The following is a 16,934-nucleotide window of genomic DNA, read 5'->3' as shown; positions in this document are numbered from 1 at the left end:
GTGCGCCCTCGAGGACCGGCCCGGCGCCGCTGCGCTGCACCGTCCGCCGTCCTCCGGCGGCCCGTGCCGCCCGTCCGGCACCTGCTCGGCGAGTGCTGCTCGCCCCGTGCTGCCCGGCCAGTGCCGGCCGCCCGGCACCTGCTCACCCCGCACCAGTTCGCTCCGCACCGAAAGGAACCATCATGTCCCAGCACCAGATCACCGCCTCCCGTCCCGCCCGGAAGCGCCGCAGCCTCCCGGCGACCGGCCTGGAGGTCGCCGCCGGGGGCCGCCCGGTCGCACCGTCCGCCCGCCGGGCCACCGGCGCCCCGCCCCGCCCGCTCGTCCGGGCCGGGGACCCGGACCTCGGCGCGACCACCGTGGAGTACGCCATGGTCGTGCTCGCCGCGGCGGCCTTCGGCGGGGTCATGGCCGCGGTCCTCTCCTCCGGCCAGGTGCGCGAGCTCCTGACCGCGATCATCGAGAAGGCGCTCGGCGTCTGAGCGGCTGCTCCCGCGGGGTCCGTGGTGCCGTCCCCGGCGCCGCGGACCCCGCAGGAGCATCCTCCCCGTCCGTCCTGGCCGCCGGCCCGGGCGGTCGGACCCGACCGCCGGTCCCAGCGGCCCGAGCCGCCATGCGCCCTGCCCGTGAGGAGTCCACCATGCCCGCCCACCGCCCCCGATGCTCATCCCGTGGTCGGTCTCGTCCGCCGTCCCGACCCCGTTCCCCTGCTTCCCGGTGGCGTGTCGGTTCCCGCCTCCGCCCGTGGTCGCCGCGCGGCCCCCGGTCCCGACCCGCGCCGCGGCCGGTGCCGTCGGACCACGGCGCCGTCACCGCCGAAACGGCCGTGCTGCTGCCCGCCCTCGTGCTGCTCCTGGCCGTGCTCCTCGCGGCCGCCGCGGCCGGGATGACCCTGATCCGCTACGAGGAGGCCGCGCGGGCCTCGGCCCGGGCCGCCGCCCGCGGCGAGAGCGCCGCCGTGGTCCGCTCCACGGCGCTGCGCGTGGCCGGGGAGGACGCCGCGATCCGCCTGGGCGGGAACGCGGGGACGGCCACGGTCACCGTCACCGGCCCCGCCCCCGGCATCCTCGGGACCTGGGGCGGCTGGGAGCTGCGCGCGGACGCCTCCGCCGAGACGGAGGGGGCCGGAGCGGCCGATGGGCACGGTGGCTGAGCCCGCGGGGCCAGGCCTTCCGGGGCGGCCCGACCGCTGTCCGGACCGCGACGACGACCGGGGAAGCGGGACCGTCCACGCGCTGACGCTCACCCTGGTGCTCGGCGTGCTGCTCGTGGCCGTGCTGCTGCTGGCCCAGGCGGGGATCGCGAGCCACCGTGCCGGCAAGGCCGCCGACCTCGCGGCGCTCGCCGCCGCCGACACCGCCCGGGGCCTCGTGGCCGGCGACCCGTGCGGCTCCGCCGAGCGCGTGGCCCGGGACAACGGGGCGCGGCTCGAGCGGTGCGCGCTCGTGGAGCCGGAGCGCGTCGTCGTGGACGTGCGCACCGCCGTGGCCCTGGACGGGCCGCTCGCCCGCTTCGGGGCCGCCCGCGGCGTGTCCCGGGCCGGGCCCCCGGAGGCCGCCCGCGCGCCGTGAGGACTCAGGCGCGGGGGGCGTCGCGCAGCACCGCGTCGATCAGCCGCACGGCGCCGGCCTTGTCCAGCGGGTTGTTGCGGTTGCCGCACTTCGGCGACTGCACGCAGGACGGGCACCCGTGCTCGCACTCGCACGAGGAGATCGCCTCCCGGGTGGCGCCCAGCCACGCGACGGCCGTGGCGTAGCCGCGCTCCGCGAACCCCGCCCCGCCCGGGTGGCCGTCGTAGACGAACACCGTGGGCAGCTCCGTGTCGGCGTGCAGCGCGGTCGAGAGCCCGCCCACGTCCCAGCGGTCGCACGAGGCCACGAGCGGCAGCAGGCCGATCGCGGCGTGCTCGGCCGCGTGCAGCGCCCCGGGGACGTCGGGCTCCTCGATCCCCGCGCCGGTCAGCACGGGGCCCGGCACGGTGAACCACACGGACTTCGTGAACAGGTCGCGGGCCGCGAGGTCCAGGGGCTCCTCGCCCAGGACCTCGTTGGAGATCACGGCCTTGCGCTGGAACGAGACCACCTTCGTGGTGACCTGCACCTGGCCGAAGTGGACGGTCACCGGCCCCCAGCGCTCCGAGCGCTCCTCGGCGACCACGCTCACCTGCGTGATGTCCCGCGCGGTGGTGTAGAAGTCGGGGTTCGCCCGCGTCACGGCGGCCACCGAGCCCGCCTCGTCGAGCTCGTCCACGATGTAGGTCCGGCCCTGGTGCACGTACACGGCCCCCGGGTGGGCCTGGTAGTGGGACTGGGGGGAGTCCATCGTGCCGAGCACCGCGCCGGTGTCCGTCTCGATGATCCGGATCGGCCCGCCGCCGTCCGAGCGCAGCGACACCATCCCGGCCGCGGACTGGGGGTGCGTCCAGAACCAGCCGTTCGGCCGGCGGCGCAGGTGCCCGCTCGCCACGAGCGAGCCGAGCACCTCCGGCGCGGTGGGTCCGAAGCTGTCGATCTCCTCCGCGCGCAGCGGCTGCTCGGCCGCGGCCGCGCACAGGTGCGGGGCCAGCACGTAGGGGTTGGAGGGGTCGAACACCGTGGCCTCGACGTCGACGTCGAAGATCGCCTCCGGATGGTTCACGAGGTACGTGTCGAGGGGGTCGTCGCCGGCCACGAAGGCGGCCAGGGCCTCCTGCCCGGCCCGGCCCGCCCGGCCGATCTGCTGGAAGAACGACGCCCGGGTGCCGGGCCACCCGGCCACGACCACGGCGTCCAGCCCGGCCACGTCGATGCCGAGCTCGAGCGCGGACGTGCTCGCGATCCCGAGCAGCCGCCCGTCCCGCAGCGCCTCCTCGAGCTCCCGGCGCTCCTCGGGGAGGAACCCGGAGCGGTAGGCCGCCACCCGGTGGGCCAGCGAGGGGTCGACCTCCTCCAGCTGCCGGTGGGCGATCTGGGCGATCGTCTCCGCGCCGCGGCGGGACTTGATGAACGCGATGGTGCGGACCTGGCGGAGCACCAGGTCGGTGAGCATGTCGGCGGTCTCGGCCAGGGCGGTGCGGCGCACCGGGGCGTCGTTCTCGCCGCCGCCGTCCGTCTGCTCCGGCTCCCAGAGCACCACGGTGACCGGTCCGTGCGGGGAGAAGTCCGTGGTCACCGGCGTCACCTCGGCCTCGGGGACGCCGACGAGGCGGGCGAAGGAGGCGTGCGGCTCGAAGGAGGTCGCGGACGCCCCGATGAAGACGGGGTCCGCGCCGTAGAGACGGCAGATCCGGCGCAGCCGCCGCATGAGGTTGGCCACGTGCGAGCCGAAGACACCCCGGTAGGAGTGGGCCTCGTCCACCACGACGTACTTCAGGCGGCGGAAGAACCGGGACCAGCGCGCGTGGTTGGGCAGCACCCCGTAGTGCAGCATGTCCGGGTTGCACAGCACCACGTCGGCGTGGTCCCGGACCCACCGGCGCTCCGCGGGGTCGGTGTCGCCGTCGTAGGTCGCGGCACGCAGGGTCGGCAGGCCGAGGGCGTCCAGGCCCTTGAGCTGGTCGGCGGCCAGGGCCTTGGTGGGGGACAGGTACAGGGCCGTGGCCTCGTCCGGGTGGTGGATCATGCCCGGGTTCGCCAGCGCCGCGAGCCGGCCGCGGTGCACGGCGTCGGCCACGGGCGCCTGGTAGGCGAGGGACTTCCCGGACGCGGTCCCCGTGGCGACCACCACGTGCCGGGGGGCCAGCACCGCCTGGACCTGGTGCAGGTACGGCGCGTGCACGCCGAGCCGTTCCCAGGCCGCGACCACGTCCGGGTGCAGGTGCTCGGGCCACGGCGCCGTCACGGCGTCCCGGTCGGGGATCTCCCGGACGTGCCGCACCTGCTCCGGCGCGTCGCCGCGGCCGAGCAGGGGGATCAGGGAGACGTGGTCGGAGGACGGCACCGGTTCATTGTGCCACCGCCGCCCCGGCGGCCCCACCGGCGGGGCGGCCGCCGGGAGCCGCCAGGGCATCGGCGCGCGGTGCTGCCCCGGCGGCTCCGTGCGGCGCCGCCGCGCGGTGGCGCCCTGCCGCTGCGGCGCGTCTCAGCCCTGCGTCGCCGCGCCCCGGGTCCGCCGGTGCACGCGGGCCTCCCACGGCCGCAGCAGCCCCTCGTCGCCGGGGACCACGCCGTCGGGGCGGTTGCCGATCAGCAGCTCGGCGCCGGCCCAGCCCTCGGGCAGGTCGGTGCGGACCTCCTCGCCCGAGACGTTGGCGAGCACCAGCAGCTCGACGTCCTCGAGCCGCCGGGTGAAGGCGTAGAGCTGCTCGTGGTGGGGGGCCAGCATGGTGAAGTCGCCCAGGGCGACCACGGGCTCGGTGTGCCGCAGCTCGATGAGACGCCGGTAGTGGTGGAACACCGAGTGCGGCTCGGCCCGGGCGGTCTCGGCGTTGACCTCGTCGTGGTTCGGGTTGACCGCGATCCACGGGGTGCCGGTGGTGAACCCGGCGTTCGCGCCCGCGGTCCACTGGACCGGGGTGCGGGCGTTGTCCCGGCTCGACCAGCGCAGTCCGCGCAGCACCCCGGCGGGGTCCGCGCCGGCGGCCACGGCGTGGCGGTAGTGGTTGACCGACTCGATGTCGCGGAAGTCCTCGATCGTCTCGAACGGTGCGTTGGTCATGCCCAGCTCCTCGCCCTGGTACACGTACGGCGTGCCGCGGTGCAGGTGCAGCAGGGTGGCCAGGCAGGTCGCGGAGGCCACCCGGTGCTCGGGGCTGTCGTCGCCGAAGCGGGAGACCGCGCGGGGCTGGTCGTGGTTGTTCCAGTACAGGGAGTTCCAGCCGACCTCCTCCAGGCCCTCCTGCCAGCGGCCCAGCGAGGCCTTCAGGTCCGTCAGGCGCAGCGGCTCGGGGTCGAACTTCCCGCCCGGGCCGTGATCGAGGCCCACGTGCTCGAACTGGAAGACCATGTCCACCTCGGCGCGGGCCGGATCGGTGAAGAGCTGGGCCTGCTCCACGGTGACGCCGGGCATCTCGCCCACCGTGATGAGCTCGGCGTCCCGGCCGGCGAAGACCTCGCGGTGCATCTCCTGGAGGAACTCGTGGATCCGGGGACCGCAGAGGAAGGACGCCGACCCGTCGCCCCAGGGCGTCCCGTCCACCGGGGGCCCGTCGTGCAGGTGGCCGTCCTCGGCCACGTCCTTGCTGATCATGTTGATGACGTCCATGCGGAAGCCGTCCACGCCGCGGTCCAGCCACCAGCGCATCATGGCGTGGACGGCTCGCCGCACCTCGGGGTTCTCCCAGTTGAGGTCCGGCTGCTTCCGCGAGAACAGGTGCAGGTAGTACTCCCCCGAGGCCTCGTCGTACTCCCAGGTCGAGCCCGAGAAGGCGCTCTGCCAGTTCGTCGGCTCCGCGCCCGGGGCGCCGGGCTCCATGCCGCGGCGCGGGGCCCGCCACCAGTACCAGTCCCGCTTGGGGGAGTCCGGGGAGGAGCGGGACTCGACGAACCACGGGTGCTCGTCGGAGGTGTGGTTGACCACGAGGTCCATCACCAGCTTCATGCCGCGGGCGTGCACCGCCCCGAGCAGCTCGTCGAACTGCTCGAGGGTGCCGAAGACCGGGTCGATGTCCTGGTAGTCGCTGATGTCGTAGCCGTTGTCGTCCTGCGGGGAGGAGTAGATCGGGGACAGCCAGACGACGTCCACGCCCAGGTCCTGCAGGTGGTCGAGGTGGGCGATGATGCCGCCGAGGTCGCCGATCCCGTCGCCGTCGGAGTCCGCGAAGGAGCGGGGGTAGATCTGGTAGACGACCGCGTCGGTCCACCACGCGGGGGTGTCCCCGGCGCCGCTGCCGGTGCCGGGCCGCTGGGCGGTGATGTCCTGCTGCTGGGTTCGGGTGCTCATTTGACTGCTCCTCGGGTGACGCCGGAGATGACCCACCGCTGGGCGAAGACGTAGACCACGAGCAGCGGTGCCATCGCCATCAGGTAGGACGCGAACGCGACGGTGTAGTTGGTCTGGAACTGGGACTGGAAGACGTACTGGACGAGCGGCAGGGTCGCCTGCTGCGGGTCGGAGACGATGATGAGGGGGAGCAGGAAGTCGTTCCACGCCCACAGGCAGGTCAGGATGCCGACCGTGGCGTTCATGGGCGTGAGCAGCGGGAAGACGACCCGCCAGAAGACTCCCCACGTGCCCGCACCGTCCATCCTGGCCGCCTCCTCGAGCTCGACGGGGATGGAGCGGATGTAGGCGGTGAAGATGAAGATGTTGAAGGACAGGCCGTAGACCACGTAGAGCAGGACCAGGCCGGCGGGGTTGTCGAGGCCGAGCGCGGCGGTCTGCTTCGCCACGGGCAGCATGAGGATCGGGAAGGGCACGAACAGCGCGGAGATGAAGTAGAAGAACAGGCCCTTGAAGAAGCGCCGGTGCATGTTGCGGGCGATCGCGTACGCCACCATCGAGTTCGTCAGGAGCGTGAGCACCACCGCGGAGACGGTGATCAGGGCGCTGTTGAGCGCGGCCCGCGGGAAGTCCGTCAGCGTCCACGCGTCGGCGAAGTTCGCCCACCGCACCTCCGTGGGGAGGGCGAAGCCGCTGCCGCCGAGCTGGTCGGGGGTCTTCAGGGCGGTGATCACCGTGAAGTACAGCGGCACGAAGACGGTCAGGGCCAGGACGACCAGCAGCGCGGTCAGCCACCAGTTCACCCGGCCTCCCTCGGGCCGCCGGCGGCCGGACCGCCGGGACCGGGCCGGGAGGGTGGTTGCGGCGGTGCCGCTGGGCGGGGCGGAGACGTTGGTGGAGGACATCAGGCGGACACCTCTTCGCGCTGGAGGACTCGGAGCTGGACGACGGCGAAGACCACCAGCACGATCATGAACACGACCGCGTTGGCGATCTGGTAGCCGTACTCGCCGCCCTGGAACCCGCCCCGGTAGATGAGGACGGAGACGGACTCGGTCGCCGTTCCCGGCCCGCCGTTGGTCATGGCGATGATGTGGTCGAAGACCTGCAGGAAGTTCTTGAGCGAGAGCACCATGTTGAGTGTGAAGAACGCCCCGATCATGGGGAACGTGATGGACCAGAACCGCCGCCACGGCCCGGCGCCGTCGATGGCGGCGGCCTCGTAGAGTTCGGCCGGGATGGTCTGCAGCCCGGCGATGTAGATGATGATGTTGAACGCGACGGCCTGCCACACGGCGAGCACCACGATGCCGACCCAGGCCAGCTCGGGGTCGGCCAGGATCGACGTCGACAGCCGGTCGATCCCCAGGGCCGCCCCGATGCTCGGCAGGGAGTTGGTGAGCAGGTAGTTGAACACGTAGCCGATCACCAGGACGGCCAGGATGTTGGGCACGAAGTAGATCCCGCGCAGGGTGTTCTTGAACTTGATCCGCCCCGTCAGGCCCACGGCCAGCGCCAGGGCGATGACGTTGACGAGCACGGTCGCCACGAGCGCGAACCGGAAGGTGAACAGGTACGCGGAGCGGACCCGCTCGTCGGTGAACAGCGCCGTGTAGTTGGACAGGCCCACGAAGTCCCACTCGCCGTAGCCCGGGGAGTCCGTGAAGCTGTAGAAGACCCCCTGCAGCACGGGCACGGTGTGGAAGAGGAGGAAGAGCACGAGGGCGGGCAGCACCATCCAGTAGAAGGCGCGGCCGGGTCCCTTCCGGCGCCGGGCGGGCGCGGCGGCGGACGTGCCCGTGAACGGTGCGCCCTGCGCGCGGGCGGGTGCCGTGGTCATCGTGACTCCACCGCCCCGAGGCCCCAGGTGCGCCGGTCGGCGACCCTGTCCCAGCTCTCGTCGAGGTTGCCCAGGAAGGCCTCCTGGTCGCGGTCGATGAGGTACTGCTGCAGCAGCGACCCCAGGGGGACGGCGGGGATGAACTGGTGGTCGAAGAAACCCACGATGCGCTCCTGGTCGATGTAGGGCTGGACCCCGGCGAGCGCGGGGTCGTCGTTGGACATGCCCTCGAGGGTCGGGATGGCCGTCTGCTCCTCGGCGTAGGCCTGGACGACCTCCGGCTGCATGAGGAAGTCGACGAAGCGCCGGACCTCTTCGGGGTGCTCGGTGTCCGCGCCGGCGGTGACGACCACGTCCACCCCCGAGACCAGGACGGTCTCGGCGGGGTCGTTCGTGGCGGGCAGCGCGAAGCTGCCGATGGTGAACTCGGGCTCGAACGAGCGGATCTGGGGAACGGCGTAGTTGCCCAGCAGCAGCATCGCCGACTCGCCCCGGGCGAAGGCGGCGGTGCCGTCCTCGTAGCCGGTGGCCACCGGGTCGGGCTGGGTGTGGTCGAAGAGGGTCGCCAGCTTCTGCGCGGCCTCCGGCCACTCCTCGCGGAAGGTGCTCCCGCCCGCGAAGCGCTGCTCCCAGAAGTCCTCCGGGACGGTCTGCGGAACGAGGGGTGCGAGCGGCGCCTGGGCGGTCCAGGCGTCGGCGAGCATCCCGTAGAAGGGGGTGACCCCGGCGGCCTCGAAGGTCTCCGCGGCGGCGATCAGCTCGTCCCACGTGCGGGGCACCTCCACCCCGTGCTCGGCGAAGAGCTCCTCGTTGTAGAGCACTCCGGAGGCGTTGGCGGCGAAGGGCACCCCGTTGACGGCGCCCGGCGTGCTCGCGCCCAGGTCCCGGACGACGTCCACGTACGCCGGGTTGACGTCCTCGAGCGCGGGGGTGCCGGCGAAGTCCGCGAAGATCCCGGCGGAGGCGAGCTCACCGAACGTCGAGTTGGCGTTGAGGGTCAGGACGTCGGGCACGTCCTCCTTGACCAGGCGGGTGCGCAGGGCCGTCTCGGGGTCCGGGACGTTGTCCACGACCACGCGCACGTCCGGGTTCTCGGCCTCGAACTGCCGGGCGAGGTCCTCGAAGTAGGCGACGGCCTCGGGCTTGAACTGGAAGAAGGTGATCGTGGTGGGCGCGTCCGCGTCCGCGGCGCAGCCGCTCAGCAGCAGGGCGCACACGGCCGTCGCGGTCCATCGCCGCGCGCCCCGGCGCCGTGGCGCGGTCACGGCCGCACCGGGGCCGGGAGGGCGGACGGGGGCGGCGGGGCAGGGGTCTCGCTCATGGTTCTCCTCGGGCGGGGCGACGACGGACGACAGGCGGTCCGGCACTGCGCGGACTATAAATACGTGACTTAGATTTATTATCTGGACTATTATGTGGATCACAGTTCGGGAGAGTCAAGGGGTTCGGGTGGGTCGTACGGGAACATCGCCGCAGCTGCTGCGCCGGACCAACACGGTCGCGGTCCTGGAGGTGATGCGCGAGGCGGGCGTCGTCACCGTCACGGAGCTCATCGCCGCCACCGGCCTGGTGCGCACCACCGTCATCGCCGTGTGCGACGACCTGCTGCGGATGGGCTGGATCGAGGAGCTCGAGGGGGCCTCCGACGCCCAGGTCGGCCGGCCCGCCCGCCGTTTCCGGTTCCGGGACCGGGCGGGCTTCGTGGTGGGCGTGGACGTCGGCGAGGCCAAGACCACCGCCGTGGTGGCGGATCTGCGGGGCCGCGTCCTGGGCCGCACGACCCGCGCCTTCGCCGACCCCGCCCCGGCGCGGCGCCTGGCCACCGTGGACGACGCCGTCGACGGCGCGCTCGCGGACGCGTCCGTGGCCCCGGAAGCGGTGCTGGCCGCCGCAGTGGGGATCGCCGCGCCTGTGGACCGCGCCGGCAGGATCTCCCACGGCCAGCCGTTCTGGGAGGCCTTCGACCTCGGCCTCGAGACCCGGCTGGAGGAGCGCCGCGGGTGGCCCGCCCTGCTGGCCAACGACGCCAACCTCGCGGCCATGGCCGAGCGCTGGCGCGGGGCTGCCGCCGGGGTGGACGACCTCGTGGTGATGCTGGCCGGGGAGCGGATCGGCACCGGGGTGATGGAGGCCGGCCGTCTCCTGCACGGCCGCTCCGGGGCGGCGGGCGAGCTCGGCAGCCTGACCCTGGTCGAAGGGGTCGGCAGCCCGGACGGCATCGCCGCCCTGTGCCGGGCGTGGGGCGCCGAGGCGGTGCGGCCCGGGGCGCCGGAGACCGCGCTCCGGGAGCTGGCCGGGCCGTCCGGCGCCGTCGAGGCGGAGGCGGTGTTCCGTGCCGCGGCGGGCGGAGACGAGGTCGCGCAGCAGATCCTCGGCCGCCTCGCCGAGCGGCTCGCGCGGGTCGTCGGCCTGCTGGGCACGCTCTTCGACCCGGAACTGGTGGTCATCGCCGGTGCCGTCGCCGAGTCCGCGGGCGCGCTGCTGGGACGGATCGAGGACCTGCTGCCCCGCTTCACCGCCACGCCCCCGCGGGTGGCGGTCTCGGTGCTCGGGGAGTCGGTGGTCTCCGTGGGGGCAGTCCGTCTGGCCCTGGACCACGTGGAGCGCTACGCCCTGGACCTGGAGCTCGCCGGCCGCTGAGGCTCAGGTGGCGGCCGAGGTCCGCCGTCCCCGGCGTGCCCCGGCGCGCCCGAGGACTGTCGCGAGGCCCCGCAGCGTGCTCACCGGGCAGGCCGTCTCCGCACGGTGTCGGGTGCCTCGGGCTCGAGGACCAGGTCGAGCCGGGCGCTGCGGGCGTGCAGCCGCGCCGAGCGTGCGACGTCGACGCCGCAGGAGCGGCTGCCGAGACCGTGGTGGCCGACGTCGAGGTGCAGGAGCCAGTCGCGTCCGGCGATGTCCGGCAGCTCGTGCGGGTGGGCCGCGGCCATGAGCTCGTCCTCCAAGTACGGCGTGAGCGTCCACTGCAGGCCCCGGGGAGCGGGCGCGCCGTCCAGCTCGGCGCCGAGGGTCCGCAGCCGCAGGCTGGTGCCGTCGGCCAGCGGGATGCTGAGCCGGTGCGCGCGGGCGCGGTTGCCCGAGGCCTGCGGGCGGGCGCCGGGATCGGCCAGGCCCCGGGCCGGAAGGCGGTGCGTGCCGTACCGCGCGGCGGCGCAGGCATCGGGATAGGACTCGTGCGGGCCGTCGCCGTCGAACTCCACCTCCCCGTCAGGATCCACGGGCAGGGACAGGACGCAGCCCACCCGCGCGAGGGGGACGTCCAGTTCGGGGAGCTGCCAGGACAGTTCCAGGCGCCGGGCGCCGGGGCGGTCCGTGGCGCTCCAGCGGTGGGTGAGCACGAACGGCGCGGTGCGCAGATCGGCACCCGGTGCGGCCCACAGGGTGCGGACCGTGCCCGCCGGCGCGCCGGGATCGAGAGGCAGAGTGCGTGGCTGGAGACGGTGCAGACCGTGGTCCAGCCATCGCCGGGCCGTGGAGACCACGATGCCCGGCGTCGCCGTGGCGTCGCGGGGGTCGGTCCCGGTGTAGCCGTGCCAGTCCGTGTCGTCCCCGTCCGGGGACGGCCGCCACAGTTCGCGGGTCGGCTCGATGGTGCCGGCGTCGTTGTCCGTGGGCGCGCGGAACACGCAGAGCACGGGACCGCGGACCCCGGACGGTGCCGTCGCGGCCGGCCCTGGTGTCCCGGAGGCGACGGCCGGCGGGCCGATGAGCTGGGCGTCACGCCGTCGTGACCCGGCCACAGGACTGCGGGCCTCCACGGTCACCTCGAGGTGCTCACCGGGTCCAGGGACCACGGGCAGGGGCACACGGCTGCTGCGGCGGGGCGGCAGGTCGCCGGCCTCCACCGTGCCCGTCCTGAGCGTCTCCACAGCGGTGCCGCGCAGCGTCCAGTGCAGCCGCAGGCCTGTGAGCACGGTGTGGTCGTACCCGTTGCCGACCACCGCGTGCCCGGGGCCGAGCTCGAGGCGCAGCGGGTCGATCACCGCCGCGTACTCGAGCAGTCCCGGGCCGGGGAGGCCGTCGGCGGTGCACAGTCCGTCGAGCACGAAGCTGCCGTCGTGCAGGGGCTCCCCGAAGTCGCCGCCGTAGGCGAGGAACGGGACGCCGGCCGGGGTCACCGTGGCGATGCCGTGGTCCTTCCACTCCCAGACGAAACCGCCGCACGCGCGGGGGTGGGTCCGGAAGATCTCCTCGTAGTCGGCCAGGCCACCGGGGCCGGTGCCCATGGCATGGGCGTACTCGCACAGCACGAACGGCATCCGGGAGATCCGGTTTGACCCGGCGGCGTCCGTGGAGGGCACGGGCTCGCCGGCGGCGATGCTGCGGGTCTCGCGCGGCGTCGGGTACATGCGGGAGTAGACGTCGGTGTAGGCCGCGTCGTGGTCGCCCTCGTAGTGCACGGGGCGGTCGTCGTGCCGGCGCAGCCAGTCGGCGGCGGCCGCGAGGTTCGCGCCGGTGCCCGACTCGTTGCCGAGGGACAGCATCACGACGCTCGCGTGGTTCTTGTCCCGGTGCCACATCCGGGCCGTGCGGTCGAGGTAGGCCCCTCGCCAGGCAGGGTCGTCCGAGGGGTTGCGCGCCCAGCCCTGCTGCACGAAGCCGTGGGTCTCGAGGTCGCCCTCGAGGACGACCCACAGCCCCATCTCGTCGGCCAGGTCGAGGGCGTGGTGCGCCGGTGGATAGTGGCTGGTGCGCACCGCGTTGACGTGGTGCCCCTGCATGAGGCGGTACTCGTCGCGGGTGAAGTCGGCATCCACGGCGCGGCCCCGGCGCGGGTGGAAATCGTGCCGGTTGACGCCGCGGAAGCGCACCGGGGCGCCGTCGACCTGCAGGACGCCGTCGGTGGAGATGGCGACGCGGCGGAATCCGGCGCGGTGGGTGACGAGCTGTCCCTGGGCGCGCAGGGCGACGTCGTAGAGGTGCGGGTCCTCGGCGGTCCAGGCGCGCACGACCCCGACGGGCAGCTCCACCCGGTCGGGGCCGTCCACGGTGGTGGAAAGGCCGAGCTCCGGGATCTCCACGTGCACCGGGAACGCGTCCGCGGGGGCCGTGATCCGGCAGCCCAGGACGCCCTCACCGGTGGCCGGGTCCCGGTCCGCGGTGAGGTGGACGTCGTCGATCCCGCCGTGCACCTCGCCGAGCACGCGGACGTCGCGGAAGATGCCGGGCAGCCACCACTGGTCCTGGTCCTCGAGGTAGGACCCCGCGCTGAACTGGTGGACCCGCACCACCACGGTGTTCTCCCCGTCCCGGACGAGGTCGGTGACGTCGAACTCGTGGGTGAGCCGGGAGCCCATCGCCTGGCCGGCCCACCGTCCGTTCGCCCACACCCGGAAGGCGGACTCGACGCCCTCGAAGCGCAGCAGCACGGCACGCAGGTCCGTCCTCGCGCCGCCGGTGAGATCGGCGAGCACGAAGCGCGTGCGGTGGTCGCCCGTCGGGTTGGCGTCCGGGACGTGCGGCGGGTCCACGGGGAAGGGGTAGACGACGTTGGTGTACCAGGGGGTGCCGAACCGCCGGTCCCCGTCGAGGTGCTCGAGCACCCAGTGGCCGGGGACGGGGATCCGGTCCGGCCAGGCGGTGTCCGGTGCTGTCGGGTCGGGGCAGGCCGAGACGGCGTCGGACGCCGAGGGGAACCAGCGGAAATCCCACGCGCCCGCCAGGGAGAGCTCCGGCCGGTCGGAGGTGAGGTGCGCCCGCGGGGGAAGGGACCCGCGGGATCCGTCGGGGTGGGTGAACCACCACGGGTCCACTCGGGCATCGGCGGTGCTGCCGGTGGTGCAGGGATGCATGGGTCTCGGTGCTCCGGGTCGGGGGTCGGCGTGGTCGGGAAGGGCTCCGCACCGGGAGGAGGGGTCCCGGAGCGGCTCGGGTCAGGAGTCGTCGGTCTCGTCGGTCTCGAAGAGGACGTTGACGGCTTCGTTCGTCTCCGCCAGGACGGACGCGGGCACCCGGTTCGCGTAGATGTCCTCCAGTGCCGGGGTCATCAGGGCCGAGACGTCTGCGCCGAACTTCGTGACGGGGAAGTAGACGGTGTTGCCCTCCTGGACCGGGGCGGTGAACGGCTCGGGATCGATCCCCATCTGCTGGTAGGCGTCCGCGGCGAGGGGCGTGGCGTCCTTTCGGGCGGGGAAGACGACACCGGCGCGGGCGACCTCATGCTGGCACTGCGCGGAGGACATGAACGCCGTCCACTGCGCCGCGCCCTCGGGGTTGTCGGTGTCCTTGACGATCGAATCCGCCAGGCCGTTGAGCATGGAGGTGGCGGTGCCGTCGGGTCCCACGGGTGTGCGGGCGGTGCCCACGGGGAAGTCCTCGATGCCGGCGTAGGTGCTGATCATCCAGGCCCCGTCCAGGACCATGGCCGCCGATCCCAAGGCCAGCTGGGCGTTGACGCCCTCGGCCGCGTTGAACTGCCCGTACGGGGGCATGTACCCCTTGTCGGTCAACCCGAAGTACCAGTCGAGGGTCTCGTGCAGCGCGGGGTCGTCCAGGTTGTAGTGGTCTCCCCACAGCGGCTCGTTCGTGACCCGCCAGCTGTTGGAGGCGGCGAACGCCGACCACTGTCCCTGGCCGGCGGTGCTCCCGCCGGCCTCGGAGATGCCCAGGCCGTAGACGGCGACGTGGTCCTTGTCGAAGCCCGGTTCGTCGCCGCGGACGCCGTTCTCGTCCACGGACAGGTGCGCCACGAGGTCCTCGAAGCTGCCGCCGTCCTCGGGGTTCCAGCTCCAGCCCTCGAGGTCCGCGGGGGTCAGGCCCGCCTCGGCGAGCAGCTCTTCGTTGTAGAAGGCGGCGACGGTGTCCCAGTCCTTGGGCGCGCCGTACTGGTGGCCGTCCGGGCCGGTCCACAGGTCGACGAGGCCGTCCTGGTAGTCGTCGGGGTCCAGCGCCGCGGTGGCAGGGTGCTCGTCCAGGGGGGCCAGGACCTCGAGCTCGGCGAACTGGGGGTACTTGGAGACGTGGTTGGTGAACACGTCCGGGCCGGTGTCGGCGATGAACCCGGCCGTGAGCTTCGTCCAGTAGTCGTCCCATCCGGTCTGGGTGATGCGCACGTCCTGGTCCGGGTGCTCGGTCTCGAACATCTCGGCGCACTTCTGGTAGGCGGGGAGCTGGTTGGTGTCCCACATCCAGTAGTCGATGACGCCGGTGGCCGAGGCTTCGGCGTCCGGGTCCGCCCCGCACCCGGTGAGGGCGAGCAGCGGGACGGTGGAGACGGCCAGGACCAGGCGCCCACGGGTGCGCGCGGTGCGCTGGGGACGGTGAAGAGGTGAAGGTGTGCGTGTCATGGTGAGCTCCTACTTGATGCCGCTGAAGCCGATGGAGTTGACGACGCGCTTGGCGAAGACCGCGAAGAGCAGGATCATCGGCAGCGCGGCGATGAGGGTGGCGGCCATCAGACCGGCCCAGTCGGTGCCGGTCTGCGGGGACTGCGCCCGGAAGACGCCCAGGGCCACCGTGAGGACGCGGGAGGCGTCCGTGTAGGAGACCATCAGCGGCCAGAAGTAGTCGTTCCAGGCTGTCATGTACGTGAGGATGCCCAGGGTCGCCATCGGCGCCGCGGACATGGGCAGGATCACCCGGAAGAACACGCCGACCTTGGAGACGCCGTCCAGCAGGGCGGCCTCCTCGATCTCCGCGGGGACGTTCATGAAGAACTGCCGCAGGAAGAACACCGCGAACGGGGTCATGAACATCGTCGGCAGGGCGATGCCCAGCATGGAGTCCACCAGTCCCAGCTCCTTGATGAGCACGAAGTTGGGCAGCAGGGTGAAGATGGCCGGCACCATGAGTCCGGCGAGGAACAGGGCGAACATCCGGTCCCGCCCGGGCCACCGCAGCCGGGAGAAGGCGTAGGCGGCCATGGCCGAGAACAGCAGCTGGCCCGCGGTGATGAGCGTGGCCACCACCACGGAGTTCAGCAGGTAGCGCCAGAAGTTCAGCGAGGTGCCGGAGCCGCCCTCGGCGAGGGCCTCCTCGGTGGACTGCATCCCCAGCACGCGTTCGAAGGCGCCCCAGGTGAACTCCGGGGGCAACCAGGAGGAGGGGTCCGCCTGCAGCCCGGGATTCGTGGACAGCGCGGTGCGCAGCATCCAGTAGAAGGGGAACAGCGTGACGAGGACGACGGCGATCAGGAAGGCCCAGGCGAGCAGCCTGCCGGGGGTGATCCGGCGGCGGGCGGGGGCGGGGGTGTCCGCCGGGGCCGCGGTCACGGGCGCGGCGGCGCCCGTGGTACTGGGCGCGGCGCTTCCGGGTTGCGCGGGGGCTGGGGTCGGGTTCATCGGAGCTCCTCGGGATCAGGCCAGGTCCGTGGACCCGGCGCGGGTCAGACGGAACTGGAGGAAGGTGATGACGGCCAGGACCACGAGCAGGGCCACGGACATCGCCGAGGCGTAGCCGAACTGGAAGCGGCCGAAGGCCATGTCGTAGATGTAGAGCTGGAGCACGTTGGTGGCGTTGGCCGGCCCACCGGCGGTGGTCACGGCGACGGTGTCGAAGACCTGGAAGGACCCGATCACCGTCATGATGAGCACCAGCGCCAGGATGGGGCGCAGCAGGGGCAGGGTGATGGTGAAGAAGGTCCGGACCTCACCGGCCCCGTCGATGCGCGCCGCCTCGTAGACGGTCTGGGGCAGGGTCTGCAGACCCGCGAAGATCAGCAGGGCGGTGTAGCCCATGTGCCGCCACACGTTGATCAGCGCGATCGTGGGAATGGCCCAGGTCTCGTCGGAGAGGAAGCCGATCCGGTCCAGCCCGACCCACGAGATGACCTGGTTGGCCACCCCGAACTGGGTGTCGAGGATCCACAGCCACACGATCGCGGCGACCACGTTGGAGACCAGGTAGGGGGCGAGCACCACCCCGCGCAGGAAGGTGGACTGGGTGAGGTGGTGCATCATCAGCGCGATGAGCAGGGCGAACGTGGTCTGGATCCCGATGTTCAGCAGGACGTACTCCACCGTGACCAGCAGCGAGTCCCAGAAGATGGGGTCCTGCACGAGGCGTCGGTAGTTGGCCAGGCCCACGAACTCGGACGGGGTGAGCAGGTTGAAGCTGGTGAAGCTCAGCCAGATGCCCCGCACGGTGGGCCAGGCGAGGAAGACGAGGAAGCCGAGGAGGGCCGGGGCGATGAACAGCATCGCGATCCGGGTGTCCTGCCGGCCCCGCCGGCGTGCGCCGCCGGCCTGGCCCGGAACGACCGGCGTGTCCGGTCGGCGGGAACGAGTGGTCGTGGACATGG

Annotated in this window: 13 protein-coding genes; 4 read left to right on the top strand and 9 right to left on the bottom strand. The window is 72.9% G+C overall.

Translation table 11 applies throughout. The features are described from left to right. Positions 1-182: 182 nt before the first annotated feature. The 3 genes from RF644_RS12335 to RF644_RS12325 all read left to right on the top strand — a co-directional run bounded on the left by RF644_RS12335 (position 183) and on the right by RF644_RS12325 (position 1,571). A complete protein-coding gene (locus RF644_RS12335) occupies positions 183-482 on the top strand; it encodes a DUF4244 domain-containing protein (protein WP_368796719.1) in 300 nt (99 codons plus the stop codon). 305 nt (positions 483-787) lie between these two features. Beyond that, positions 788-1,153 carry a TadE family type IV pilus minor pilin gene (locus RF644_RS12330; protein ID WP_115162941.1) on the top strand — a complete coding sequence of 122 codons (366 nt, stop codon included), beginning with the start codon at positions 788-790 and terminating at the stop codon, positions 1,151-1,153. After that, positions 1,137-1,571 (top strand): Rv3654c family TadE-like protein, encoded by a 435-nt coding sequence (locus tag RF644_RS12325; RefSeq protein WP_368796718.1) that lies wholly within the window; start codon positions 1,137-1,139, stop codon positions 1,569-1,571. Before RF644_RS12330 ends, RF644_RS12325 begins: the two co-directional genes overlap by 17 nt. A 4-nt stretch (positions 1,572-1,575) precedes the next feature. Here RF644_RS12325 and RF644_RS12320 read toward each other — a convergent pair whose 3' ends face one another. The 5 genes from RF644_RS12320 to RF644_RS12300 form a co-directional block, all read right to left on the bottom strand. After that, positions 1,576-3,918 carry a DEAD/DEAH box helicase gene (locus RF644_RS12320; RefSeq protein ID WP_368796717.1) on the bottom strand — a complete coding sequence of 781 codons (2,343 nt, stop codon included), beginning with the start codon at positions 3,916-3,918 and terminating at the stop codon, positions 1,576-1,578. Between the two features lie 141 nt (positions 3,919-4,059). Then, positions 4,060-5,859 carry an alpha-glucosidase gene (locus tag RF644_RS12315; RefSeq protein ID WP_368796716.1) on the bottom strand — a complete coding sequence of 600 codons (1,800 nt, stop codon included), beginning with the start codon at positions 5,857-5,859 and terminating at the stop codon, positions 4,060-4,062. After that, a complete protein-coding gene (locus tag RF644_RS12310) occupies positions 5,856-6,764 on the bottom strand; it encodes a carbohydrate ABC transporter permease (RefSeq protein WP_176337851.1) in 909 nt (302 codons plus the stop codon). The genes RF644_RS12315 and RF644_RS12310 overlap by 4 nt, the downstream gene beginning before the upstream one ends. After that, a complete protein-coding gene (locus RF644_RS12305) occupies positions 6,764-7,699 on the bottom strand; it encodes a carbohydrate ABC transporter permease (protein ID WP_368796715.1) in 936 nt (311 codons plus the stop codon). The genes RF644_RS12310 and RF644_RS12305 overlap by 1 nt, the downstream gene beginning before the upstream one ends. Beyond that, positions 7,696-8,916 (bottom strand): ABC transporter substrate-binding protein, encoded by a 1,221-nt coding sequence (locus RF644_RS12300; RefSeq protein WP_368796714.1) that lies wholly within the window; start codon positions 8,914-8,916, stop codon positions 7,696-7,698. The genes RF644_RS12305 and RF644_RS12300 overlap by 4 nt, the downstream gene beginning before the upstream one ends. Positions 8,917-9,148: 232 nt before the next feature. Between RF644_RS12300 and RF644_RS12295 the strand changes: the two genes are divergently transcribed. Beyond that, positions 9,149-10,339: an ROK family protein gene (locus RF644_RS12295; protein WP_368796713.1), complete on the top strand. Its 1,191-nt coding sequence runs from the start codon at positions 9,149-9,151 to the stop codon at positions 10,337-10,339. 80 nt (positions 10,340-10,419) lie between these two features. Here the strand turns inward: RF644_RS12295 and RF644_RS12290 are convergent, their stop codons facing one another. The 4 genes from RF644_RS12290 to RF644_RS12275 all read right to left on the bottom strand — a co-directional run bounded on the left by RF644_RS12290 (position 10,420) and on the right by RF644_RS12275 (position 16,932). Further along, positions 10,420-13,488: a glycoside hydrolase family 2 TIM barrel-domain containing protein gene (locus tag RF644_RS12290; protein ID WP_368796712.1), complete on the bottom strand. Its 3,069-nt coding sequence runs from the start codon at positions 13,486-13,488 to the stop codon at positions 10,420-10,422. An 81-nt stretch (positions 13,489-13,569) separates the two neighbouring features. Then, positions 13,570-14,982, bottom strand: coding sequence for a sugar ABC transporter substrate-binding protein (locus RF644_RS12285; RefSeq protein ID WP_368796711.1), 1,413 nt, complete (start codon positions 14,980-14,982; stop codon positions 13,570-13,572). 9 nt (positions 14,983-14,991) lie between these two features. Continuing rightward, entirely contained in the window at positions 14,992-15,975 is a 984-nt protein-coding gene (locus RF644_RS12280) for a carbohydrate ABC transporter permease (protein WP_368796710.1), read from the bottom strand. Between the two features lie 15 nt (positions 15,976-15,990). Beyond that, complete coding sequence (locus tag RF644_RS12275; protein ID WP_035925052.1) at positions 15,991-16,932, bottom strand: carbohydrate ABC transporter permease; 942 nt, start codon at positions 16,930-16,932, stop codon at positions 15,991-15,993. Positions 16,933-16,934: the final 2 nt, after the last annotated feature.

Source organism: Kocuria sp. CPCC 205258 (genome assembly GCF_040981005.1).
GTDB classification, from domain to species: domain Bacteria; phylum Actinomycetota; class Actinomycetes; order Actinomycetales; family Micrococcaceae; genus Kocuria; species Kocuria rosea.
This window is presented reverse-complemented; position numbering and strand designations above follow the sequence as displayed.

What these genes read in the sequence shown, in the direction of transcription:
- RF644_RS12315 (WP_368796716.1), bottom strand. Translation starts at nt 5,859, where the DNA reads ATGAGCACCCGAACCCAGCAGCAGGACATCACCGCCCAGCGGCCCGGC.
- RF644_RS12325 (WP_368796718.1), top strand. Translation starts at nt 1,137, where the DNA reads ATGGGCACGGTGGCTGAGCCCGCGGGGCCAGGCCTTCCGGGGCGGCCC.
- RF644_RS12310 (WP_176337851.1), bottom strand. Translation starts at nt 6,764, where the DNA reads ATGTCCTCCACCAACGTCTCCGCCCCGCCCAGCGGCACCGCCGCAACC.
- RF644_RS12275 (WP_035925052.1), bottom strand. Translation starts at nt 16,932, where the DNA reads ATGTCCACGACCACTCGTTCCCGCCGACCGGACACGCCGGTCGTTCCG.
- RF644_RS12290 (WP_368796712.1), bottom strand. Translation starts at nt 13,488, where the DNA reads ATGCATCCCTGCACCACCGGCAGCACCGCCGATGCCCGAGTGGACCCG.
- RF644_RS12285 (WP_368796711.1), bottom strand. Translation starts at nt 14,982, where the DNA reads ATGACACGCACACCTTCACCTCTTCACCGTCCCCAGCGCACCGCGCGC.
- RF644_RS12335 (WP_368796719.1), top strand. Translation starts at nt 183, where the DNA reads ATGTCCCAGCACCAGATCACCGCCTCCCGTCCCGCCCGGAAGCGCCGC.
- RF644_RS12305 (WP_368796715.1), bottom strand. Translation starts at nt 7,699, where the DNA reads ATGACCACGGCACCCGCCCGCGCGCAGGGCGCACCGTTCACGGGCACG.
- RF644_RS12280 (WP_368796710.1), bottom strand. Translation starts at nt 15,975, where the DNA reads ATGAACCCGACCCCAGCCCCCGCGCAACCCGGAAGCGCCGCGCCCAGT.